The following is a 24,582-nucleotide window of genomic DNA, read 5'->3' as shown; positions in this document are numbered from 1 at the left end:
TTCACTGGTTTAATTCTTCAATCAGGCGATTTTCATCCCATACTGGAATGCCTAAAGTATTGGCTTTATCTAGTTTTGAACCTGCATCTTCACCAGCGATGACAATGTCTGTTTTTTTACTGACACTACCAGAGACGGTTCCGCCTACCTGTTCTATTTTCTCTTTTGCTTCTTGTCGTGTCAATTGTTCCAATTTTCCGGTTAACACCACTGTTTTACCAGTTAACACATGATCTAAGTTGGATAGATCCACTTTTTTTCCTGTGTAGGACAAGTTCACTCCAAGATTATCAAGTCGTTCGATTAAATCTTTCACTTTTTCATTGTCAAAATAGCTAATAACCGAATCCGCCATTTTGTCACCGATTTCATGAACCGCAACGAGTTGTTCTGGCGTTGCTTGCGCAAGTGTCTTCATATCTTCGAATTCTTCAGCCAAAATTTTAGCCGCTTTCTCCCCAACATGGCGTATTCCTAATCCAAATAACACACGTTCCATTGAATTTTGTTTTGATGCTTCAATTGCAGTGATTAGATTAGTGGCTGATTTATCACCCATACGATCCAGTTGAATCAATTGATCTTTCGTTAGCGTAAACATATCTGAGACGTCATGAATAAGTCCTTCGCGAAACAACTGCTCCACCACTTTTTCACCGAGTCCTTCGATATTCATCGCATTGCGTGACACAAAATGTATCAGTCCTTCAGTAATTTGGGCAGGACATTGGGGGTTCACACAACGAAGAGCCACTTCCCCTTCGATTCGAACAAGTTCACTTTCACAAACAGGACAATGAGTGGGCATTTTATACGCAGTCGAATCCTCTTTACGTTCTCCAAGTACCACTGCCACAACTTCAGGGATAATGTCGCCAGCTTTACGAATGATGACCGTGTCTCCAATGCGAACGTCTTTTTCACGAATCACATCTTCATTATGTAAGGAAGCACGTCCCACTGTCGTTCCTGCCACTTGCACCGGTTGTAGTATCGCAGTAGGCGTTAAAGCACCTGTACGACCTACTGTTAATTCAATATTGAGCAGTGTCGTAACGACTTCTTCAGCTGGGAATTTATACGCCGTTGCCCATCTTGGACTTTTCGCTGTAAATCCTAGATCTTGTTGGTGAACATAACGATTTATTTTAATGACAATTCCATCGATTTCATATGGTAAATTTGGTCGATCGGCTGTCCACTTTTCTATATACGCTTGTACCTCGTCTATGGAGTGGCATGACTGTCGTTCCTTATTCGTTTGAAATCCTAAGTCATCTAAATAATCGAGAGCTTGTGCGTGACCATCTAGTTGATATGCTTCTCCGTCTCCACCAATTCCATAAACAAAAATGGCAAGGTTTCGACTGGCAGCGATTTTCGGGTCAAGTTGACGCAATGATCCAGCTGCTGCATTTCGTGGATTGGCAAATTTCTCTTCTTCGTTTGCCACACGAAAATCATTTAAAGAGTTAAATGATTTTTTGGGCATATAGGCTTCTCCACGAACTTCAAGCGTGATGGGTTTTTTTAAACGTAAGGGAATCGAACGAATCGTTTTTAAATTCTCCGTAATATCTTCCCCAATACGACCATCTCCACGAGTTGCCCCGCGAACAAAGACACCATCTTCATAACTAAGTGAAATGGCCAAACCATCTATTTTTAATTCACAAATATAGGAAAAATCATCTCCAATATTTGCTCGAATACGTCTGTCAAAATCGTCTAAATCGCCTCGACCAAATGCATTTGATAAACTAAGCATCGGATATGTGTGTGATACTTTATGAAATCCTTGAAGAATCTTTCCCCCCACACGTTGAGTTGGAGAATCCGGATAAATTAAATCAGGAAATTCACTTTCAATTGCCATGAGTTCCTGTAAATATTGGTCGTAAACCGCGTCAGGTACGAGCGGTTGATCTAGCACATAATAGGCATAGCCTGTATCGTGTAATAGTTGATTGAGTTCTTTTACACGTTGTTCTAATTGTACTCTATCCATTGAATCTTTCCTCCACTCGATCATCTTTAATAACAGGTTTAAAAGTGGCATTATAAGAAGCAACAACTGCAACAGCTATTTTGAACGGACTTTTTAAACTACCTAGCGTCAACCTTTTTCAACTGGTGCAAACTTAGCTAATAATCGTTTAATACCGATTGGACTTGGGAAAGCAATATCGATTTCTGTGTTTTCACCTTCGCCACGTACACTTACAACTGTACCTACGCCCCATTTTTTATGAACGGCTTTATCACCGGTTGTCCATCCAAGCTTGTCACCGCCTGAAGTTTTATATTCAGGTCGTTCAACAGCTGGTCGTGTTGTGCTAGTAACAGCTCGACGGGTAGTTTTACTTTTTCCAGTACCAGCAGACTTTTTCAAGGTGACTTGTTCTACTATATCTTCTGAAATCTCCGCGATAAATCGGGAAGGGTTGTTATAGCCACTACGACCAAACAATGTTCGCGTTTGTGCACATGTTATATATAAACGTTCTTCAGCACGTGTAATTCCTACGTACATAAGACGACGCTCTTCTTCCATTTCGTCATTGTCGCCGATTGAACGTGAGTGTGGAAAGACGTTCTCCTCTACACCAATAATGAACACCACTGGAAACTCAAGTCCTTTGGCAGCGTGCATCGTCATCAGGACCACTTTCCCTTTAGATACATCTTCATCATTATCTAACTTATCTAAATCTGAAATTAGCGCTAAATCAGTTAAGAATGAAACGAGTGTTTTATCTTCGCTGCGTTCTTCAAACGCTTTGGTTACAGATAAAAACTCTTCAATATTTTCCATACGACTTTCTGATTCAATGGTCTTTTCGTTGCGCAGCATGGTACGATACCCGCTTTTATCTAACACTTGTTCAACGAGCTCTGTGACAGAAAGAAACTCCTGCATCTTACTGAATCCATCCATCATTTGGTGGAATTTAGCTGCTTCGTTTGCAGCTCTAGCAGGCAAGCCCATGAAGTCGACTTCTTGAAGTGCATCAAAAATTGAACGATCTTGTTCAAGTGCAAATCTTGCCATTCGTTCAAAGGAGGTGGCCCCAATGTTTCGCTTCGGTTCGTTTATGACACGTGCGAGCGCTAAGTCATCTTCATTGTTGGCAATTAATCGTAAATAACATAGTAAGTCTTTAATCTCTTTGCGGTCATAGAACTTCGTACCGCCAACAATGGTGTAGGACATATTTGATTTAAGCAATACTTCCTCCATCACTCGAGACTGTGCGTTGGTACGATATAAAACTGCAAAGTCATCGAAACGACGATTGTCTTTTTGCATCAATTCTTGAATCGTTTTGACAACAAATTGTGATTCCTGCTGTTCGTCATATGCTTTATAGAGATTTATCTGTTCGCCGGGACCATTATCAGTTCGCAATTCTTTTGGAAAACGCCCCGTGTTATTTCCAATAACGTCATTGGCTGCCTTTAAAATATGCTTGGTTGAGCGATAGTTTTGCTCAAGCATAATGACTTGTGCCTTTGGATAATCTTTTTCAAAAGACATGATATTTTGAATGTCTGCTCCACGCCAGCGATAAATTGATTGATCCGAGTCACCAACTACACATAGGTTATTAAATTTCTTCGCTAACATTTGTACCACTTCATATTGGGCTTTATTCGTATCTTGGTACTCATCGACATGAATATAGTGAAATTTATTTTGATAAAACTCCAAGACCTCTGGGACACGTTTGAAGAGAGTTAAAGTTGTCATGATTAAATCATCAAAGTCGAGGGATTGATTTTTACGAAGACGTTTATTATACGCTGTGTAAACTTCTGATGCTGTCTTCTCGAACGGATTAAATTGATTTGCTTGACCCGCAAATGTTTCGGCGTCTATGCACTCATTTTTTGCAGAGCTAATAACATTTAACATCGAACGTGGATCATATTTTTTCGGATCAATATTTTGGTCTTTTAAAATACGTTTAATCACGGTTAACTGCTCCGATGTATCTAAAATAGAGAAGCTTTTTGAATAACCAAGTTTATCAATGTCACGGCGTAAAATACGCACGCACATCGAGTGGAATGTCGATACCCACATACTATTTCCTGTACCATTACCAAGTATTCCATCTATACGATTACGCATTTCTTTTGCCGCTTTATTAGTAAATGTAATGGCTAATATTTTAGAAGGATATACGTCTTTTTCTACGACTAAATAAGCGATTCTATGCGTTAATACACGCGTTTTACCTGAACCCGCTCCAGCCATGATAAGAAGAGGTCCTTCAGTTGCTTTTACGGCTCTTTCTTGTTCGGGATTCATCCCTTTTAATAAGTTCTTTACAACAACTTCCATAGTGCACCATCCTTTTTACGAACGCTAGTTCTTTTATTATAAACTGCTTCAGCCAATTGTCAAAGTGACACGTCATGCACAGCTTTCACTGTTTCTAATGCTTCATTTAAATTATCATAGAGATGATTTCCTACCACAACTGTGTCGGCAATCCTTGCCATTTCAGCCGCTTGTTTCACTGAGGTTATACCTCCACCATAGAATAAACGAGTCTTCTTTAACACATTTTTTGCTGCTCTTACTATGTTGGGATCGCCATACATACCGCTATATTCCACATAAAAAATCGGCAGTTTAAAATAGTGTTCCGCTAATCTTGCATGGGCAATCACTTCAACCTTAGATAAATTGGTTTGTGCCTCGGTAACCTGCGCTACTTTACAATCAGGATTTAAAATACAGTAGCCTTCTGGTACAATTTCATCCCAGTTCATGAAGTCACCAAATTCTTTGATTGCTTCGACTTGCATGTCTTTAACCCAAGTAGTTTTTTTACTATTTAGCACAGTAGGAATAAAGTAAAAATCAAATCCTGGTGTAATACATTCTATCGTAGAAATTTCCAGTGCAACCGGCACTTTATATCTTCTGACTCTTATTAATAAGTCCAACACTAAGTCATGGGTCACGCCATCTGTTCCGCCAACTAGAATGGCGTCTGTTCCAGATTGACACACACGCGTTAGCGCTACATCTGAAATTTCCTTTGCAGGATCTAGTTTAAAAACATGACGCCACTTTAAATACTCCATGTGCTCCCACCTAACGTAATTCTTTTACACTAATCTATTAGCAGAAAAACACATCTTGCAACCACAATGGTACAAGATCATGTAATTTCTAATTGTGATATCCGAAAATGTACATTCACTTATCAGTATAACAAAAAAACTGAACAGAGATGGTCTCTGTTCAGTACTTCGGAAATTGAAAAGGTTTTTCATCTGGATATAACCTGCCAAGCATTTCATCATACGTATCGTTCCCATAATCGAAACAACGACGCACGCGTGAAATAGTTGCTGTACTAGCACCAGTTTCATTTTTAATCACTTCATACGTTTTCTTCATCCGTAACATATGTGCAACTTCAAAACGCTGTGATAGCGATTGAATTTCGCTAATGGTACATAAATCATCAATAAATCTATAGCACTCTTCCATATCTTTTAATTCTAAAATAGCTTTGAACAGCTGATCTGTTTGGTGACCACGAATTTTATCTACCTGCATGGTATTGACCTCCTTTTTCAGCTTGCTTTTATAGTGACTAGGGTGTGAAAGTAACCGTTTGGTCTATACCAGTTTTAACTAAATGAATCCAAGACTTCCCCGGAACGAGTTTAGCAGGTTTACCGTTTTCCATTGGAGTGAGAACTCCATCTACTTGTTGCCATTCAATTTCTCTCATGTAACCAGCTTGGAATAAATAGCCTTTCCCTCCTGAGGTTAAATCGAGTTGTTGACGTCCTGCTTTATCAATCGTTTGATGATCAACTTCAAAGAACATAACATTAGTTAAGAGAACGTCTTCCAAAGACTCGTGATCAACTGTTACAGTCCCACCAGATGAACGATTGTATTGTTGAGTAATTGTATCATATGAATACACATGGTGAAAGTCTTCACTATTACCATAGCGGACATCAATCACTGTCGCAAGTTCACCAGCGGGTACGTCCTGCACAGACTCATAAAACGAAAGCACAGGGGGTTTTTCATTTTCTGTCCGAGCCCCTATTTTTTCAATACCGTCGATTACATGTTCACCTGTAATGTATGAATTATGTGGTGCTACTTTTTCACTTGAACGTTTAAAGAGCGTTCCATCGTACTGCATGCCATTAATGTTATCCACGACACCGTTTTTTAACATCTGTTTTGCTTCAGGACTATAGCCATGTGCTACGTAAAATGCGTCGAGTCCTGAAGCTATATTAATAAAGTAATCCCTCGCACTTCTTACAGGTCCAATATTTTCAGGTAGTTCACTTTGGTACAAAGCAAGTAATCTTGTAATGTTTCCTTCAGCTACCATTTCATAAACAATATCAGCACTCGCAATGCCCGATTGAGGTCTGGCTTTCGGATGGTTGTTGATGGTTACAATCACTGGTCGATTTGTAAATTCATCTTCAGAACGTTCTCCAGAAAAAGGTGAGACATAAGGCAAGGAAACCTCTTCCTTTTCAGCTGTTTCTTCTAGTAAACTTTCTTCTTTTTCTGCTAAAGTTGGTTCATCTGCTTCGACTATTTCTTCTTTATCTTTAGAACAACCAGAAACTAGTAGGACTAAGATAATCATAAACATCCACTTTTTCATTTTTAGGCTCCCCCTAAGATCTCATGAATGAAGGGAACAAAACGGACTTTTTCATTACATCAAAAATGCCACGTTGTGTAATTCGTACATACGGTAGATGAGTAGACTGCAAAAATAACAATGTATAGATTGCATCTCCGTGTATATACCCTCGCTCTTTTAATGCTTTCTTTAAGGCTAATTCTTGTACGATTAAATCTTCTATTGTTTCATTAGACAAGCTTCCGCCTATTGCCAGCGGAATATGTGAAACTACTTCACCTTGCTCAACAAGCACAATGCCGCCTTTCATGCGTTTCATTTCATTGAATGCTATGAGCATATCTTGACGATTTTTTCCTATAAGGATAATATCCCCTGTATTAGAATAAGAAGTTGCAAAACCCATCACAGAGGTCGCAAAGCCTTTGATCATCGTGTTTACTCGCCACTTTCCTTTGCGATCAATGAGCATTAAATAACTCTCATCATGCTCTGTACTTAATGTAGTTTCTCCTGTATAAATCGAAACGCTGTATGGTTTGGTAATCACATCGTTTACCATTTCAATTCCAAATGGCATAGAGAATTCAAAATCGCCATCATGCAATTCGAAAGGTAATTCTAATTCACCAAGAGCAGACCAATCTATTTTCGGTAACTTGTGAACTTGTATCCCGTCTTTTTTTAACCATACACCTTTAGATAGTACGCTAACTGGGACAGGTTTATGTTCATTTTCCAAAAAGTTTAACGTCGCAAATCTCCCTGTGGCAATAAGACCATGTAAGCTTGTCATATTGTAATAGCGTGCCACATTATAAGAAGCCATATGGTAAGCATCTATTGGCTCTACTCCAGCATCTAATGCTATTTGAATACATTTATCCATTACACCATCAATATGGAACGAGGGTGTTGAACCATCCGTAGTCATCATTAAATGGTCAAATACATCTAGTCCTTTATCCACAATATCTTTTAATAAATGTGGTAAATCTGGACGAATAGACGAATGCCTTAACGTCACGGCATAGCCATGCAACAAACGACGTTCGACTTCCTCAACTGTCATCGCTTCATGATCTCCATCAGCTCCAAGCAAACGCATACGAGCCAACGTTTTTTCTGATGCACCCGGAAAATGACCTTCCAGTTTTTTGCCTTTCATTTTAGCCGATTGTAACCAGTATAACATTTGATCGTCACCAGCTAATAAGCGTGGCCAACCAGTCAACTCTCCGCCCAAAAGAACTTCAGGTCTATCTAACCATTCACCAATTGACTTTGTCGTAAATAAATCATCTTCATTTTCTAGCTCTGTTTGTGAATCAAATCTTGCCCACCAATAGAATGAAAATGGCAGTTCATTTAGTTCATCAAGAATTGGAAACGCTTTCTCATTTTCAAGAAATAAAAAGAGGATTAGATTGTCTGATAGAAAAGTAGTAGTTCCTAATTGAGCTGCATAATCTGCGAATGATTGGGGATGATAAAGTTGGAATGGATGAACATGAGGTTCAATGTAGCCTGGTACAATAACCTGTCCCCCTGCATCAATTATTTCTGCGTCAGTCGTCATTGCTGGCATTTCTGAACCTGCATAAACAATGCGGTCTTTAGAAATCCAAATATTTCCTTCAACCCATTTTTTCAACACGCTATGTAAGTATTTTGCGTTTATAATAATTTTGTCAGGACTCGCTTTTCCATCAATCATACTTAATTGATGACGAATTTCACTAATTTTCCACGACGTGTGTTGCATGTCATCCATTCTCCTTTCACGTACTGTTTTATTTTTTATACTAGCATAACAACTTCAGACTTTAAAGAAAACTATTGGAAATGTAGAAAGGAGGAAAATTGGAATGACACAATCACAAAATATAAGTACTCGCAACGCGCTAGCAAGACTTACGCTCGGTCTTAGTATGCTCGCTTATGGTACTGCTAAGCTCTCCCGAAATCCAAATTGTCCTAAAGGTCGCATGTTGATTGCCTTTGGTGCTATGAAAGCAGCAGAAGGAACCGTGAAATTTTGTCCTTTAAAAGCCATCATGCAGAAACAAGGTATGATGGGTCATACTGCAGGACCTGAAGTAGAGAAGTTAATGAAAGCCTTTGCTAGTGATGGCATGTCGGTTACATCGTAACAAAGATTAGTTGTGGCATTTGCGGTTTCGGCTTTGTAAAAGTTTTATTCCGCTTCAGTTGCCATTTAATCGGCTTCGACCACGGTTTATTCCGCTTCACAAGAGATTTAATCGACTTCAACCAAATATTCACAAAAAGACTGTCCCAAATTATTTGGCGACAGTCCTTTTGTAGTTATTTTAACGCACGCCATCCGATATCACAGCGATAGAAGAAGCCATCCCACTCAAGGTCAGATAATGCTGCGTAAACTTGTTGCCGAGCTTGTTGTAAAGAAGTCGCTTTCGCAGTTACCAAAATCACTCGGCCACCATTGGCAACAAATTGACCATCTACTTCTTTCGTCCCCGCATGGAACACTTGCAAATCCCCATTAAGCTTCGATAAATCAGGTAAAATTGCACCCTTTTCTACTTTCACAGGGTAGCCATCTGCTGCAATCACGACGCCTAATATTTCATCATTTGACCAATTCAATTCAAAAGGCTTTTCATCGAGAAGTGCTGTCATAAACTCACCAAAATCAGAAGTCATTCGTGGCAATACAACTTGCGTTTCAGGATCGCCAAATCGCGCATTGAATTCAATTACTTTTGGACCTTCAGCAGTTAAAATGACACCTGCATATAAGATTCCGGTAAAAGGGGTTCCTTCAGCAGCCATGGCTTCAACAGTTGGCACGACAATTGAATCGTATGCTTGTTGAATAACTGATTCCGGTAAATGAGGAACGGGTGAATAAGCTCCCATACCACCCGTATTCGGGCCTCTGTCACCATCATATGCACGTTTGTGATCTTGAGAAATGACCATCGGATAAATTTGACCATTATGCACGAAGGACATATACGAGAATTCTTCTCCATCTAAGAAAGCTTCAATGACTACACGTGAAGAAGACTCACCAAACTTTTGGTTACCAATCATGTCTTCTACAGTGAAGATAGCTTCCTCAAGAGTCATCGCAACGACAACACCTTTACCAGCAGCAAGACCATCTGCTTTAACCACAATTGGCGCACCCATTTTTCGAACATAGTCTTTCGCTTCATTTACATCTGTAAATGTTTCATATGCAGCTGTTGGGATATTGTATTTTTTCATCAATTCTTTAGCAAACGATTTACTGCCTTCGATTTGAGCTGCTGCTTTCGTAGGTCCGAAAATACGTAAACCTTGGGATTCAAAATAATCTACAATGCCCTCAGCAAGAGGTTGTTCAGGTCCAACAAATGTTAAATCAATAGCATTTTCATGAACAAACGCAGTTAACATTTCAAATTCTAATGAATCGATGGCTACGCAGGTTGCATCTTGCTTCATCCCATCATTTCCAGGAGCAACAAATACTTCAGTTACAGATGGAGAGTTTTTAAATTGACGTACAATGGCATGTTCACGACCACCACTACCAATCACAAGTACTTTCATCAAAATTCCTCCTCAAAATGTGTAACTTTTAGTGTTTGAAGTGACGAACTCCTGTAAACACCATCGCAATACCATACTCATTTGCTTTTTGAATAGAATCTTCATCTTTTACCGATCCACCTGGTTGAATAATTGCCGTAATACCTGCTTTTGCAGCCGTTTCAACTGTATCATTCATTGGGAAAAAGGCGTCTGATGCAAGAGATGCTCCTTGTGCTTTATCTGCTGCTTGCTCTAAAGCAATCTTCGCTGCTCCAACGCGGTTCATTTGACCAGCACCAACGCCTAAAGTCATATGTGCATCTGTGACAACAATCGCATTGGATTTCACGTGTTTAACAACGCTCCATCCGAGTTTAAGTGCCGCCCATTCTTCATCTGTTGGTTGACGCTCTGTGACAACACGCACTTCTGCATCTGCCAATCCATATGCGTCTGGTTGTTGCATCAACAAGCCACCTTCAATTGACACAGTGTTCCATTTATCTTTTTTGTTTTGTTCAAAAGGAATCGTCAATAATCGAATATTTTTCTTCTTCGTTAATATGGCTAATGCTTCATCTGAAAATGCAGGAGCTAAAATAATTTCTAAGAAAATACCTGAAAGTTGTTCCGCTGTTTGAGCGTCAACTTCACGATTTAAGGCAACGATGCCTCCAAAAATAGACATGCTATCCGCTTCATAAGCTTTCCCGAAAGCTTCAGCAATCGTTTCACCAATTCCTACGCCACATGGGTTCATATGTTTAACAGCTACTGCTGCTGGAAGTTCAAATTCTTTGATGATTTGAATGGCAGCATTAGCATCTTGAATGTTGTTGTAAGAAAGTTCTTTACCGTGCAGTTGCTGTGCAGAAGCAATCGAGAAATCCGATCCAAGTGAACGTTGATAGAAAGCTGCTTTTTGATGTGGATTTTCTCCATAACGCAGTGGTTGTTTTAATTCATATGTAAATGTAACCTGCTCCGGAAATTCTTCTCCAACTAATTCTGTTAAATAATTAGAAATATAAGCATCGTAAGAAGCCGTATGACGGAATACTTTTGCAGCTAAACGTCTTCGTGTATCTAAAGTTGTTTTGCCATCCGCTTTTAATTCTTCTACAACCGCTGGATAGTCTGCTGCATCTATAATGACTGTAACATACGCATGATTTTTCGCAGATGCGCGCAACATAGCAGGTCCACCAATATCGATATTTTCAATCGCAGTGTCAGCTGTAACATCCGGTTTTGAAATAGTTTCACGGAATGGATACAAATTCACACAGACAACGTCGATTGGCTTTATGCCATGTTCGTTCATTTGTGCTTGATGATTAGCATCATCGTGCTTAGCAAGAAGTCCACCATGAATCATAGGGTTCAATGTTTTGACACGTCCACCTAATATTTCAGGAAAACCTGTTACTTCATCGACAGGAGTAATAGCCACACCATTTTCTGATAAATAAGCTTTTGTTCCACCTGTTGATAAAATTTCATATCCTAATGTCTCTAACTCTTTTGCGAATTCAAGAATTCCTGATTTGTCTGACACACTTATGAGCGCACGTTTTTTCACGAAAAAGTCCTCCTTATAATTAGAAAAGCGGATCAGGCCAAGTGGGACCAACTCCGACGTTGTGAAACGAAGGTGCGGCCTTGGCCTGAGGAGCTAGACATAACCAATCCTTGTTCGAGGATTTGGCTTATTATTTTTATTTTCTATAGATAGAAGTCAAAAGCTGGTATGTAAGGAGCGAAGGCTAAGAGCGCGATGTCCTGCTCCTGCGGTTACTCGTCGCAAAATACAGTGCTAAGAAATCTTGTCGCGGCGCCTTCATGACTCACTTCCTGTGGGCCTCCATAATTGCTGTAATGTTTTTGTATAGAGTTCATGTTCAACTGCGTGAATACGTTGTTCTGTTTTTTCAGGGTCACCGTTAACAACTTCAACGGCTTGTTGCGATAAGATTTTCCCTGTGTCCATGCCAGCATCTACATAATGTACGGTCACACCCGTTATCTTTACGCCATGTTCTATAGCCTGACCAATGGCGTCTTTACCAGGAAATGATGGTAAAAGCGAAGGATGAATGTTAACGATTTTATGTGGAAATGCATCCAGTATGGTTTCTCCAATTAAGCGCATGTATCCAGCTAACACTAACCATTCCACTTCAAGCTGTTGTAACTCTTGCAAAATGGCCGTCTCATAATCCACTTTTGAAGAAAAATCTTTTGGACTGAATGCTACTACAGAAACACCTGCTGCAGTCGCACGTTCCACCACAAATGCATGCGGTTTATCCGTCACAACTGCCACGATATCGGCATGTAAATCTCCTGCTCTTGATGCATCCATGATGACTTGAAAATTACTTCCACTTCCAGAAGCAAAAATCGCCACCTTTGGCTTATTATTCATTGACTAAAGTCCCGTCATGAGAGCCTTTGAAGTGAACACCTTCACCCTCAATAACTCGACCAATAACGTAAGCATTTTCACCGTTTTCAACAGCTACTTGAATGGCTTGTTTTGCTTGTTCTTCAGGAAGTGCAATGACAAAACCAATACCCATATTAAAGACACTATATAAATCACGGTCTGTTAAAGACCCTTTTTCTTTCAACATTGAAAATACTGGTAAGACAGGCCAAGAGCCCAAATCAATTTCTACACCTAAGTCAGCTGGCATCATACGAGGCAAGTTTTCGAAAAAACCTCCGCCTGTTACGTGAGCCATGCCATGAACGGTAAGCTTTTCATGAATAGCTAAAACTGGTTTTGCATAAATTTTAGTTGGTTCTAGTAATGCTTTACCGATATGCCCCAAATGTTCGTATCCCGCAACTAAGGAATCAATTTCATAACCTTGATCGGCAAACACGATTTTACGTACAAGAGAGAAGCCATTTGAATGAATTCCACTAGAAGCAAGTCCAACAAGTACATCACCTGTTTGAATATGCTCTCCTGTTACAATATTCGACTTTTCAGCAACTCCTACAGCAAAACCTGCAACATCATATTCATCTACTTCATATAGACCTGGCATTTCAGCTGTTTCTCCGCCAATAAGTGCAGCACCTGCTTGTACACAACCATCAGCTACGCCTTTGACAATTTGCTCAATCTTTTCAGGTTGAGCTTGTCCAACTGCTAAGTAATCAAGGAAAAATAATGGTTCTGCTCCTTGAGCTACGATGTCATTCACGCACATTGCAACACAATCGATGCCAATCGTATCATGTTGATCTGTCATAAACGCTAATTTTAATTTTGTTCCAACTCCGTCTGTACCAGAAATTAATACAGGTTCTTTATAATTGAGCGACGACAAATCAAACATGCCACCAAAACCGCCAAATGCACCCATTATGCCTTTACGTGCTGTGCGATCCACATGAGACTTCATTCGCTTTACAGCTTCGTAACCTGCTTCAATATTTACACCAGCTTGTTCATATGCCTTTGACATTCATGTCGCCTCCCTAGCGTGATAATTCTTTTTTATGAGGTAAAACAGTATCTGGATAAATTTCTGTTGGATAATTATTTGTAAAGCAAGCCAAACAATGCCCTGCATCAGGTCCTTCATCCGTACGACCAATTGCGCGCACCATTCCTTCAACTGATAGGAAAGTTAATGAATCTGCTCCAATTAATACCCGCATCTCTTCTACGCTTTTGTTTGACGCAATAAGTTCTTCGCTCGAACTAATATCAATACCGTAAAAACATGGGTTTTTAATAGGTGGAGAACTGATGACAACATGTACTTCTGTCGCTCCTGCTTCTTTTAACAAAGTGACAATACGTCTAGACGTTGTCCCACGAACGATTGAATCATCCACCATCACAACTCGTTTGCCATTTACTACTTGACGTACGGGAGACAATTTCATCTTCACTCCGCGTTCACGTAAGTCTTGAGAAGGCTGGATAAACGTTCGTCCGACGTAACGGTTCTTAATTAATCCTAATTCATAAGGAATACCTGTTGCTTCAGAGAATCCAATGGCAGCAGAAATACTAGAGTCTGGAACTCCAGTCACAACATCCGCATCAATTTCCAATTCTTTAGCAAGCTCTTTGCCTAAACGTTTTCGTGCCATATGAATATTGATGCCGTCAATATCTGAATCGGGACGTGAGAAATAGACGTATTCCATCGTACAAATTGCACGTTTCTGTGGAAAAGCAAAACGCTCTGCTCTCATTCCTTCATCGTTTATTATCAGGAATTCACCAGGCTCAATCGAACGAATATATTCCGCACCAATGAGATCAAACGCACATGTTTCAGATGCTACAACCCATGCATCCCCTAACTTCCCAAGTGACAGTGGACGTAATCCATTCGGGTCAAGTGCAACGGTCATTTCATCTTCAGTCATCATGACGACTGCAAATGCACCTTTAAGAAGTGAAAGTGCATTTTTAGCACGCTGTTCAAATGTAGCGTAGCCACTTTTTTTAATTAAATGAGCTAATACTTCCGTATCTGAAGAGGATTGAAAAATACTACCTTGACGCTCTAAATGTCTTCTTAAGGAATTTGCATTAACTAAATTACCGTTGTGTGCAATTGCTAAACTACCCGTTGAAGAGCGGAACAAAAGCGGTTGAACATTTTCAATCCCTCTGCCGCCTGCTGTTGCATAACGGACATGGCCTATTGCACCACTGCCCTTCAAATGGTCAAGCTTTCCAGTACTAAATACTTCACTCACAAGACCTTCACCTTTTACTGCTTGAAGCGATTGACCGTCAGTAACGACGATCCCCGCTCCCTCTTGCCCACGATGTTGCAAAGCATGTAGTCCATAATAGGTGATTTGTGCTGCATTCGGGTCTCCCCAAATTCCAAAGACGCCACACTCTTCGTTTAACCCTCTGAGTTCAGCAAGCATGGAATTGCTCCTTTCCAAGCAGCCTTAAATTCTTCTACAGAACCTGAAACCCACTCTTCGCCATTCTCATTTCGTATAATGACGGACTTATCAGATGTTACCGTTCCTATTTTCACAGCGTCTTTTACGATTTCTTCGAAAGCTACTGCATGTGCTTCTTTTACAGTTACGATGAAACGTGATTGTGATTCGCTGAATAAAGCAGTAATAGCCGAACCAGTTATCGTTACGTCTACACCAAGATTTTGACTACCAAATGTTTTCTCTGCTAACGCAACCGCAAATCCACCTTCAGAAATATCATGTGCAGATGCTACTTTGCCTGATTGAATAGCTAGTAAAAGTGCGTCTTGACGAGCTACTTCTACATCTAAGTTAATGGTAGGTGCTTTACCAAAAATGCGACCTTCTACCATTTTTTGCAACTCACTACCACCAAATTCAGTCATCGTTTCTCCGATTAGGTAGACAAAGTCACCTGCTTCTTTCACATCTTGCGTCGTAACATGTGACAAGTCTTCAACTAATCCAACTAAACCAATTGTCGGTGTTGGATAGACAGCGACTCCGCTGCGTTCGTTGTAAAGAGAAACATTCCCACCGATAACTGGTGATTCAAGAGCAAGACACGCCGCAGCCATACCGTCAGCTGACTTTTCTAATTGCCAGAAAATCTCTGGGTTTTCCGGATTCCCGAAGTTTAAACAATCGGTAATTGCCAGTGGTTTAGCTCCTGAACAAACAACATTACGTGCAGCCTCTGCTACCGCAATTTTGCCGCCAGTTTCTGGATCCAAATAAATATAGCGAGAATTACAGTCTGTCGTCATCGCTAACCCTTTATTCGTCCCACGAACGCGAACTACCGCAGCGTCTGAACCTGGTGCAACGACTGTGCTTGTACGCACTTGATAATCGTATTGATCGTAAACCCATTCTTTTGAAGCAATGGTTGGTTGTTTTAATAAGTTAATTAATGTTTCTTTATAATTAGTGACTTGTGGTTCAACATTTTCCATCGCTTGATATTGTGTGTAATAAGCAGGAACACTAGAAGGTTTATAATAAACTGGCGCTTCTTCTGCCAACGCATCTGCAGGAACATTAGCTACAACTTCACCTTTATGAAGTAAACGAAGCATTTTATCATCAGTTACAACACCAACAGCAACTGCGTCTAAATCATACTTCTCAAATAGCACTTCGATTTCTGCTTCATGCCCTTTTTTCACGACAATTAACATACGTTCTTGAGATTCAGATAACATCATTTCGTAAGCTGTCATCCCTGTTTCACGTTGAGGAACTGCATCTAAATTCATTTCAATACCGAAACCTGCTTTTGATGCCATTTCCGCTGCAGAAGAAGTTAATCCTGCTGCACCCATATCTTGAATACCAACTAAAGAATCTAATTTCACGAGTTCCAAACACGCTTCAAGTAACAGTTTCTCCATGAATGGATCTCCAACTTGAACGGCAGGGCGTTTTTCTTCAGACGCTTCACTCAATTCTTCAGAAGCAAATGTTGCACCGTGTATACCATCACGTCCTGTTTTTGCCCCAACATACATCACTGTGTTGCCCACACCAGAAGCGATCCCTTTTTGGATGTCTTCATGATTAATTAAGCCAACACACATAGCGTTTACTAATGGATTTCCAGCATAACAATCATCAAATTGGATTTCTCCACCTACAGTAGGAATACCGATACAGTTACCGTATCCTGCGATACCAGCTACTACTTCTTCAAATAAATAACGCACGCGGGGAGTTGTTAATTCACCAAAACGTAGTGAATTTAGCATAGCAATTGGACGTGCTCCCATTGAGAAAACGTCACGAATAATCCCACCCACACCTGTTGCCGCACCTTGATAAGGTTCGATAGCTGATGGGTGATTATGTGATTCCATTTTGAAAACAACAGCTTGTCCGTCTCCAATATCAACAATTCCTGCACCTTCACCAGGACCTTGTAAAACACGTGGACCTGTCGTTGGAAATTTACTTAATACAGGTTTCGAGTTTTTATATGAACAATGCTCTGACCACATAACTGAAAATAAACCTGTTTCTGTATAGTTTGGCTGACGTCCTAAAATCTTTTCAACCATTTCAAACTCGCTATCTGACATGCCCATTTGAGCGTATAATTTTTGTTCTTTAATCTGCTGAGGATTTGGTTCAAGCATGACTGACATGAGATTCCCTCCACTGTTTAACCATAGATTTGAATAGTGCTAAACCATCCGTGCCACCAATCAATTCATGAACGGCACGCTCTGGATGAGGCATCATGCCTAAGACATTGCCTCGTTCGTTAACAATCCCTGCAATATCTTCTACACTGCCGTTTGGATTATCGTTTGTATACGTAAACACAATTTGATTGTTCGCTTTTAATGAAGCAAGAGTTTCTGCATCACATGTATAGTTCCCTTCGCCATGTGCGATTGGGACATCGATCACTTGACCATTTGCATACGCATTTGTAAACATAGTGTCGTTATTTTCAACTGTTAATTTAACTGTGCGACACATGAATTTCAAGTTTTTATTACGAAGTAGAGCTCCTGGAAGAAGGCCCGCTTCTGTTAAAATTTGAAAACCATTACAAATTCCTAGTACAGGTTTGCCAGCATCTGCAGCTTTTTTCACTTCGCTCATTACGTTTGAAAATTGAGCAATTGCTCCACAACGTAAGTAATCTCCGTAAGAGAATCCACCTGGCAATAAAATACCATCATAACCACTTAAATCTTTCGTATCATGCCACACGTACTCAGCTTCTTCACCAAGCTCGTCTTTAATTGCATGATACATATCTAAATCACAGTTCGATCCTGGGAATACGAGGACTGCAAACTTCATTTTCGGACAGCCTCCTCAACATCGTATCGATAATCTTCAATTACTGTGTTGGTAAGTAGTTTTTCACACATTTCTTTTACAAGCTCGTCTAATGGTCGTTCAGAGTCATCCACTTGAAGTTCCAAGTATTTTCCGATGCGTACATCTGCTATTTCGTCATAACCCATTGTATGAAGTGCCCCCATGACTGCTGAGCCTTGTGGGTCTAATACGCTTTCGCGAAGAGTTACATAGATTTTTACTTTTTTCATTTTGTGAGTCCTCCTAGACGGGATAGTATGATTTCGTATGCGTCTTTTAATTGTCCTAAATCTCTGCGAAACACGTCTTTATCTAACTTTTGTTTTGTTTTTTCGTCCCATAAGCGGCATGTATCCGGTGAAATTTCATCTGCAAGCAACACATTACCATTTTCATCACGGCCAAATTCTAATTTAAAGTCTACCAAGATCACGCCGACTTCTTTGAAAAATCGAGTTAACACTTCATTGACTTGTAAGCCTTTTTCATAAAGAGCTTTCACTTCAACTGGTGTAGCAATGTTTAAAAGTTCAATATGTTCTTCAGTAATCAGCGGATCTCCAAGTTCATCGTCTTTGTAGTAAAATTCAACGATTGGTCTTGCAAGTTCTACACCTTCTTCAAGTCCAAGACGCTTAGCCAAACTACCTGCAGCAATTTGACGAACAACAACTTCAATCGGAATAATGTCGACTTTTTTCACCAACTGTTCATGATCAGATAATTGTTCAACGAAATGAGAGTCAATTCCCTCCGCTTTAAGTTTTTCGAACAATAAAGTAGTGATTCGGTTATTTAACGTACCTTTTCCAACTATCTCGGCTTTCTTTTCGCCGTTAAAAGCAGTGGCACTGTCTTTATATTCCACAAAGAGAATATCCTCTTTGTTTGTTGTGTATAATCGTTTCGCTTTACCTTCATACAAAAGTTGACCTTTTTCCACGTGTATTCCCCCGATTAGTTTAGTCCGAGACGTCCAAAAATCATGTCTACATGTTGGATATGATAATTATAGTCAAAGCAATCATCTAATTCTTCTTTGGATAAGTATGATGTGATTTTCTCACTCTTTTCAACTACACCACGGAAGGCGATTTGGTTTTCCCATGCTTCCATTGCGCAAGGTTGAACAGTATCGTAAGCTTCCTCACGAGCTAATCCTTTGTCAATTAATCCAAGAAGGACTCGTTGTGAGTAAATCAAGCCAAGTGTGCTATCCATATTGCGTTTCATATTTTCAGGGAACACCGTTAAGTTTTTAATAATATTGCCGAAACGGTTCAACATATAATTTAAAGCGATCGTCGCGTCTGGTAAAATCACACGTTCTGCAGATGAATGTGAAATATCACGTTCATGCCATAATGGCACATTTTCATAAGCAGTTAACATGTAGCCACGAATTAATCGTGCAAGACCCACCATATTTTCCGAACCAATTGGATTACGTTTATGAGGCATAGCCGAAGATCCTTTTTGACCTTTAGCAAATGATTCTTCCACTTCACGTGTTTCTGACTTTTGTAAGCCACGAACTTCTGTCGCGAATTTCTCTACAGACGTTGCGATTAACGCAAGCGTGCTCATGTATTGTGCATGACGGTCACGTTGAAGTGTTTGTGTTGAAATAGGTGATGCAGCAATTCCTAAGTTATCACATACATATTTTTCTACAAAAGGATCAATATTTGCATATGTTCCAACTGCACCAGACATTTTGCCTGTTTCAATTGACATAGCAGCTGCTTCAAAACGTTCCAAGTTGCGCTTCATTTCTTCATGCCACAATGCTAGCTTTAATCCAAAAGTAGTTGGCTCAGCGTGTACACCATGTGTACGACCCATCATTACTGTGAATTTATGTTCTTTTGCTTTAGTCGCTAAAATTTCAATAAAATTATTTAAGTCTTTACGAAGGATTTCATTTGCTTGTTTGATGATATATGAAAGAGCCGTATCAACGACGTCAGTAGAAGTAAGGCCATAATGCACCCATTTGCGTTCTTCGCCAAGTGTTTCAGATACAGCACGTGTAAATGCTACAACATCGTGACGTGTTTCTTCTTCAATTTCTAAAATACGACTGACATCAAATGAAGCATTCGCGCGAATCTTCGCTACGTCTTCTTTAGGAATATCACCAAGTTCAGCCCAAGCTTCACATGCTAAAATTTCTACTTCTAACCATGCTTGGTATTTGTTTTGTTCTGTCCAAATGGCTCCCATTTCTGGGCGTGTATAACGTTCTATCATAAATTGCTCCTTCTATTCTGACCAAATGCCAGAATGCTCGATTTCTTGTAATGTTTTATTTATATCATTCGTCAAAATGGTGACATGCCCCATTTTACGTTTCGTTTTCGCTTCTTCTTTCCCGTATAAGTGAATCGACCAATCCGGGTATTTAGAAATAGCATTTGATAAAGGAACAACATGTTCTCCGAGTACATTCACCATTACTGTCGGTTGGTGTAGAGTTGGTTTGCGAAGTGGCCATCCACATATCGCTCTCACATGTTGATGAAACTGAGAAATTGTAGTTCCTTCTATTGAATAGTGTCCTGAATTATGAGGACGCGGAGCTAACTCGTTAATGACAATTGTGTCATTTTCTAAAACAAACATTTCAACTGCCAAAGTTCCAACTAGTTGTAAATGATCAGCAATTTGTTCAGCTGCTTTGGTAGCTTGTGTAATAATCGTTTCAGATACTCTCGCAGGCACAATTGTTTGATGTAATATATGGTCTTTATGAATATTCTCTCCAACAGGTAAACAATATGTTTCCCCGTTTCCGTTACGCTGAACGATAACTGAAATTTCTTTTGTAAAAGGAACAAATGCTTCTGCAATACACGCACCGTGTTCAAATAATGGTGTGGCTAGTTTTAACTCCTCTTTTGAGTTTAACTTGACCTGTCCTTTGCCATCGTAACCACCAAATGCCGTCTTAACGATACAAGGAAACCCAATTTCCTCAATAGTTGCTCTAAGTTCTACAGAACTTGTAGCGACAACATAGTTCGCAATTAAGACACCCGCTTTTCGAATTTCAGCTTTCTCAGTAATACGATTTTGTGTAATACGAACAAGTTCAGCACCTTGTGGGACATAGGCGAATTCAGTTAGACGTTTTAAGCCCTTGTAGTCGATATTTTCAAATTCATACGTAATAACATCGCTCACTTCTGCAAGTTCTTCTAAAGCACTGTCATCATTAAAAGATGCGATAATTTGTATATCTGCTACTTGTCCACATGGAGACTCCATTGTCGGGTCAAGTACAGCTATTTTAAATCCGGCTTCTTTAGCAGCTAAAGCCATCATACGTCCTAATTGACCACCACCAATAATCCCGATTGTTTGTCCTGGATAAATGGTTTTTGTCATAGTAAATCACCATTGCTTTCAAGTACTTTTGCTTTTGTGTCTTGTCTGCGTTGATCTAAATTGAGCGCAAGGGTTTGATCCGTCATAGCTAACATTTGAGCAGCAAGCAATCCTGCATTTGTTGCACCAGCTTTTCCAATTGCCACTGTTGCAACGGGAACACCACTTGGCATTTGAACGATAGATAGTAATGAATCTATTCCATTTAAAGCTTTTGATTGAATAGGAACTCCGATAACTGGCAAAGTAGTTTTTGAAGCGACCATTCCTGGTAAATGGGCCGCACCACCAGCACCTGCAATTATTACTTGAATGCCTCGCGTACGTGCTGAAGAAGCATATTCAAACATTAAATCTGGAGTTCGATGTGCAGACACAACTTTTTTCTCATAAGGGACTTGCAGTTCATCTAAAATGTCACATGTATTTTTCATTGTTTCCCAATCACTTGAGCTTCCCATGATGACGCCTACTTTTTCATTCACTGAAAATCTCTCCTTTAATTGTGTGTTCAAAAAGATTCATAAAAAGATCCATGGAACTCAGCTTTTTTTATGAAACTTTTTCGAACTACCTCTACAACATAAAAATCCCCAAATAAACTGCTCACTATGCATGAAAAGCAGTTTACTTGAGGACATTAAAGAAATTGGGCTATGAGTCGCTGACATATACATGCACAGATTCACATCCTTCATTCATCCAAAAGTTGCTTTCCCGCATAGTCCGGTCATTTACGGTGACCTGGTAGAGACGCTAAAGCCAATTCTTTAGCATATATGGGGATTAGATGTTTCTATATTCATATTTTAACAAGATGATCTCTATGAGTCAATGCAAAATGCGAACAATAATTTTTAAGAAAACCATATTGTTCGGTTTTTAGACCATTTTTTGGTTATTCAGAGATGTCCGTACCTTTAAACTGGATGATTTGACGAATAGGTTGATATTCACCATTCACTTCTTGAAAAACTGGTTTTTCTCTTCGCCCTGTCGGCATATAGCCTTGCGTCTTCATGCGTTTCAAACAATCATCAATCGTTTCATTCTCTTCAACTTCAAACCACAGTGTTTTTTTCTTCATTTAAAGAGCTTTCCTTTCCTAACAGTTTTAACCCAGAATTCGCCATGAATCGTCTTCGGCTCATACGCAATAATGAAAGCCATTGGATCTAACTCTTTAATTGTTGCATATAACTTCAGCTCATACTTACGAGGAATCAAAATTTGCTTTGCTTTTCGCAAGCCCTCGAGACCATTCGCATCCCAGTCTGTAACACCATATCCTTTATCGCGCAATATGCGAGGCAATGATCTACTTTCTTTAGTTGTGATCACATTTCACTGTAATATAACTAAGTGCCATTTTCTCTTCAATCTTAGTACCAATAAAAACACCCGTTCCATAACCGATAGCATAGGGCATTAGATTTTGAATCTCATTTAAGTTATCGAGAACCAAGCCAAGACTTACAACATAAATAACCACTTTAAACATACTAATAAATGCAGCAACATAACGTTACCCTTTTAACGTCAATATCATACGTACAGTAAAGAATGTTACATAACAATATTTATACTAACTATAATTAAAACCATTAATAGTGTATCTATTCCCACCACAATCTTCCCTTCATTCTAAAACATTTAGTCCTAATCTTATTAGAGAAGCTGCAAGAATACAAGGGATTTTGATTGAATTATGTAATATTCGTCATGAGATTTGCTGTTTAGAAAACAGAAAATATCCCTAAGTTTCATAGAAATTCTATGGATATTCGCGAATTTTATATACGATTGAACACTTTACTAGCAGGGTGTCGTCACACAGAAAAAGCCAACTCAAAGACATAGTCGAGGTGGCTTTTTCATATGTGTCCGATTTAGACTTTTCCATGGAATTGACGAAATGACAGAGCATGAATTTGTGTTAACGGAAGATACTTAGCATTCATTTTGGATCATCTGGAATGATGTTAATTTGTTTAGCAGTTGCTTGAACAGGGTGCGACTCTTTAACAGGACCTTCAAAAAAGACATTGATATACATTCCAACTTCTAAATTATCAAAATCAGTGAGGTCATTAATATAGATTTTAGTATCAGGTGTTACGGTAACCACAGCTTCTTTATACTTAGCACCATTATTTTCTGGACCATCAATTTTAATAGTTCCCATAATCACTTCATCTTCACTAGCTGTTATCTTAACAATATGACCAGCGACACCATATTCAACAAACTGACTATCTTCAGATGCAGAAGGATCCGAATTATTGGTTGATTCGGAGATCTTATTACCATTTCCACATCCTACAAGAGCTAATAATATTAATAAAATGATCGCTTTTTTCATCATTTAGATTCCGCCTCTCATTTTTTAATTAGTCGGATAAATGAATGGAAAGTTACATATAAAACATTCTCGATAGATCAATCGAGGAGCTACGGTGCTAATTAGGGAACGATAATATCAGAAAGTAATGTTAAGGTGACTTGTTAGTTGAGACACCAGGTAATATAAATTTAATGATTTTCGGCAATTTCATGTCTTTCACTATTGCTATACGCTCCGAGTCTCATCCTTTTGTTTCCTCGACTTGCTATCTTGCTCATCTTCTATTAAAGCTTGGATAAAGAAACCGGTGCCCTTTTATAGGTACCTGTCTTACAGTTGCCTAGCGACGTCCTACTCTCTTCTGCGGGAGAGTAGAGTAAGATATTGATATCGGGCTGAGCTTAACTTCAAGTGTGTGGAAGATTGATATTCCTACCTATTAAGTAGTTGAAAAAGATTTAATCGGCTTGGATAGTGGTTTATTCGGCTTTGGGAAGGTTATAATCGGCTTCACCTAAGATTTATTCGGCTTCGCGACTCGTTTAATCGGCTAGAACCGGATTTTATTCCGTTTCGCCCAATTTTATCCATACAAAACCTTTGCGCTGGATCAATCGAAGAGGAATAACTGGTTGATTTTCGCTTCGCTGCTTACCGGAAAGTGTTGTTATTCCTGTGAGACAACTGTTGTATAAATCTAATGATTTTCGTCACACACCAGGTCTTTCCGCAAGCTATAGGCTCCAGGTCTCATTTCTCGCTCATCTTCTATTAACACTCGAAATAAAATCACAAAAAAACCGATACCCTTTT

Annotated in this window: 21 protein-coding genes, 1 pseudogene and 1 riboswitch; of the genes and pseudogenes, 1 reads left to right on the top strand and 21 read right to left on the bottom strand. The window is 39.4% G+C overall.

Going from position 1 to position 24,582, the window contains the following annotated elements; genetic code table 11:
* Window position 1 precedes the first annotated feature (1 nt).
* The 6 genes from ligA to C406_RS0116255 all read right to left on the bottom strand — a co-directional run bounded on the left by ligA (window position 2) and on the right by C406_RS0116255 (window position 8,418).
* Window positions 2-2,008: an NAD-dependent DNA ligase LigA gene (gene ligA / locus C406_RS0116280; RefSeq protein WP_017381720.1), complete on the bottom strand. Its 2,007-nt coding sequence runs from the start codon at window positions 2,006-2,008 to the stop codon at window positions 2-4.
* A gap of 108 nt (window positions 2,009-2,116) precedes the next feature.
* Window positions 2,117-4,348: a DNA helicase PcrA gene (gene pcrA, locus C406_RS0116275; protein ID WP_017381719.1), complete on the bottom strand. Its 2,232-nt coding sequence runs from the start codon at window positions 4,346-4,348 to the stop codon at window positions 2,117-2,119.
* A 59-nt stretch (window positions 4,349-4,407) separates the two neighbouring features.
* A complete protein-coding gene (locus C406_RS0116270) occupies window positions 4,408-5,100 on the bottom strand; it encodes a heptaprenylglyceryl phosphate synthase (RefSeq protein WP_017381718.1) in 693 nt (230 codons plus the stop codon).
* Window positions 5,101-5,260: 160 nt separating this feature from the next.
* Complete coding sequence (locus tag C406_RS0116265) at window positions 5,261-5,581, bottom strand: YerC/YecD family TrpR-related protein (RefSeq protein ID WP_017381717.1); 321 nt, start codon at window positions 5,579-5,581, stop codon at window positions 5,261-5,263.
* A gap of 37 nt (window positions 5,582-5,618) precedes the next feature.
* The gene (locus C406_RS0116260) at window positions 5,619-6,671 is read right to left on the bottom strand and encodes a DUF3048 domain-containing protein (protein WP_017381716.1); all 1,053 of its coding nucleotides are present in this window, start codon (window positions 6,669-6,671) and stop codon (window positions 5,619-5,621) included.
* Window positions 6,672-6,684: 13 nt separating this feature from the next.
* Entirely contained in the window at window positions 6,685-8,418 is a 1,734-nt protein-coding gene (locus C406_RS0116255) for an adenine deaminase C-terminal domain-containing protein (RefSeq protein ID WP_017381715.1), read from the bottom strand.
* A gap of 103 nt (window positions 8,419-8,521) precedes the next feature.
* Between C406_RS0116255 and C406_RS0116250 the strand changes: the two genes are divergently transcribed.
* A complete protein-coding gene (locus C406_RS0116250; RefSeq protein WP_017381714.1) occupies window positions 8,522-8,806 on the top strand; it encodes a YgaP family membrane protein in 285 nt (94 codons plus the stop codon).
* 175 nt (window positions 8,807-8,981) lie between these two features.
* Here the strand turns inward: C406_RS0116250 and purD are convergent, their stop codons facing one another.
* From purD to C406_RS0116175, 15 genes and pseudogenes are all read right to left on the bottom strand, one after another.
* On the bottom strand, window positions 8,982-10,238 hold the full coding sequence (gene purD / locus C406_RS0116245) for a phosphoribosylamine--glycine ligase (RefSeq protein ID WP_017381713.1): 1,257 nt from the start codon (window positions 10,236-10,238) through the stop codon (window positions 8,982-8,984).
* A gap of 28 nt (window positions 10,239-10,266) precedes the next feature.
* Window positions 10,267-11,802 (bottom strand): bifunctional phosphoribosylaminoimidazolecarboxamide formyltransferase/IMP cyclohydrolase, encoded by a 1,536-nt coding sequence (gene purH, locus C406_RS0116240; protein WP_017381712.1) that lies wholly within the window; start codon window positions 11,800-11,802, stop codon window positions 10,267-10,269.
* Between the two features lie 258 nt (window positions 11,803-12,060).
* Window positions 12,061-12,648: a phosphoribosylglycinamide formyltransferase gene (gene purN / locus C406_RS0116235; protein WP_017381711.1), complete on the bottom strand. Its 588-nt coding sequence runs from the start codon at window positions 12,646-12,648 to the stop codon at window positions 12,061-12,063.
* Window positions 12,641-13,702, bottom strand: coding sequence for a phosphoribosylformylglycinamidine cyclo-ligase (purM, locus tag C406_RS0116230; protein ID WP_017381710.1), 1,062 nt, complete (start codon window positions 13,700-13,702; stop codon window positions 12,641-12,643). Before purM ends, purN begins: the two co-directional genes overlap by 8 nt.
* 13 nt (window positions 13,703-13,715) lie before the next feature.
* Window positions 13,716-15,137: an amidophosphoribosyltransferase gene (gene purF / locus C406_RS0116225; protein ID WP_017381709.1), complete on the bottom strand. Its 1,422-nt coding sequence runs from the start codon at window positions 15,135-15,137 to the stop codon at window positions 13,716-13,718.
* Window positions 15,113-17,344 (bottom strand): phosphoribosylformylglycinamidine synthase subunit PurL, encoded by a 2,232-nt coding sequence (gene purL / locus C406_RS0116220; RefSeq protein WP_017381708.1) that lies wholly within the window; start codon window positions 17,342-17,344, stop codon window positions 15,113-15,115. The genes purF and purL overlap by 25 nt, the downstream gene beginning before the upstream one ends.
* Window positions 17,328-18,014 carry a phosphoribosylformylglycinamidine synthase subunit PurQ gene (gene purQ, locus C406_RS0116215; protein WP_017381707.1) on the bottom strand — a complete coding sequence of 229 codons (687 nt, stop codon included), beginning with the start codon at window positions 18,012-18,014 and terminating at the stop codon, window positions 17,328-17,330. Before purQ ends, purL begins: the two co-directional genes overlap by 17 nt.
* Complete coding sequence (gene purS / locus C406_RS0116210; RefSeq protein WP_017381706.1) at window positions 18,011-18,265, bottom strand: phosphoribosylformylglycinamidine synthase subunit PurS; 255 nt, start codon at window positions 18,263-18,265, stop codon at window positions 18,011-18,013. The genes purQ and purS overlap by 4 nt, the downstream gene beginning before the upstream one ends.
* Window positions 18,262-18,978 (bottom strand): phosphoribosylaminoimidazolesuccinocarboxamide synthase, encoded by a 717-nt coding sequence (gene purC / locus C406_RS0116205; RefSeq protein WP_017381705.1) that lies wholly within the window; start codon window positions 18,976-18,978, stop codon window positions 18,262-18,264. The genes purS and purC overlap by 4 nt, the downstream gene beginning before the upstream one ends.
* 14 nt (window positions 18,979-18,992) lie before the next feature.
* The gene (purB, locus tag C406_RS0116200; protein ID WP_017381704.1) at window positions 18,993-20,288 is read right to left on the bottom strand and encodes an adenylosuccinate lyase; all 1,296 of its coding nucleotides are present in this window, start codon (window positions 20,286-20,288) and stop codon (window positions 18,993-18,995) included.
* Window positions 20,289-20,300: 12 nt separating this feature from the next.
* Window positions 20,301-21,425 (bottom strand): 5-(carboxyamino)imidazole ribonucleotide synthase, encoded by a 1,125-nt coding sequence (purK, locus tag C406_RS0116195; protein WP_017381703.1) that lies wholly within the window; start codon window positions 21,423-21,425, stop codon window positions 20,301-20,303.
* Entirely contained in the window at window positions 21,422-21,910 is a 489-nt protein-coding gene (gene purE / locus C406_RS0116190) for a 5-(carboxyamino)imidazole ribonucleotide mutase (protein ID WP_017381702.1), read from the bottom strand. The genes purK and purE overlap by 4 nt, the downstream gene beginning before the upstream one ends.
* Window positions 21,911-22,127: 217 nt before the next feature.
* A riboswitch (purine riboswitch) is annotated at window positions 22,128-22,228 on the bottom strand.
* A 95-nt stretch (window positions 22,229-22,323) separates the two neighbouring features.
* Window positions 22,324-22,512: an NETI motif-containing protein gene (locus C406_RS0116185; protein WP_017381701.1), complete on the bottom strand. Its 189-nt coding sequence runs from the start codon at window positions 22,510-22,512 to the stop codon at window positions 22,324-22,326.
* Window positions 22,509-23,030, bottom strand: a pseudogene (locus C406_RS19705) (DUF2179 domain-containing protein). The gene C406_RS0116185 and the pseudogene C406_RS19705 overlap by 4 nt, the downstream one beginning before the upstream one ends.
* A 352-nt stretch (window positions 23,031-23,382) precedes the next feature.
* Window positions 23,383-23,790, bottom strand: coding sequence for a DUF3221 domain-containing protein (locus tag C406_RS0116175; protein ID WP_017381700.1), 408 nt, complete (start codon window positions 23,788-23,790; stop codon window positions 23,383-23,385).
* Window positions 23,791-24,582 lie beyond the last annotated feature (792 nt).

Source organism: Paenisporosarcina sp. TG-14, assembly GCF_000297555.1.
Taxonomy (GTDB): Bacteria; Bacillota; Bacilli; order Bacillales_A; family Planococcaceae; genus Paenisporosarcina; species Paenisporosarcina antarctica.
The sequence above is the reverse complement of the archived record's forward strand: the minus strand, read 5'-3'. Positions and strand labels throughout refer to the sequence as shown.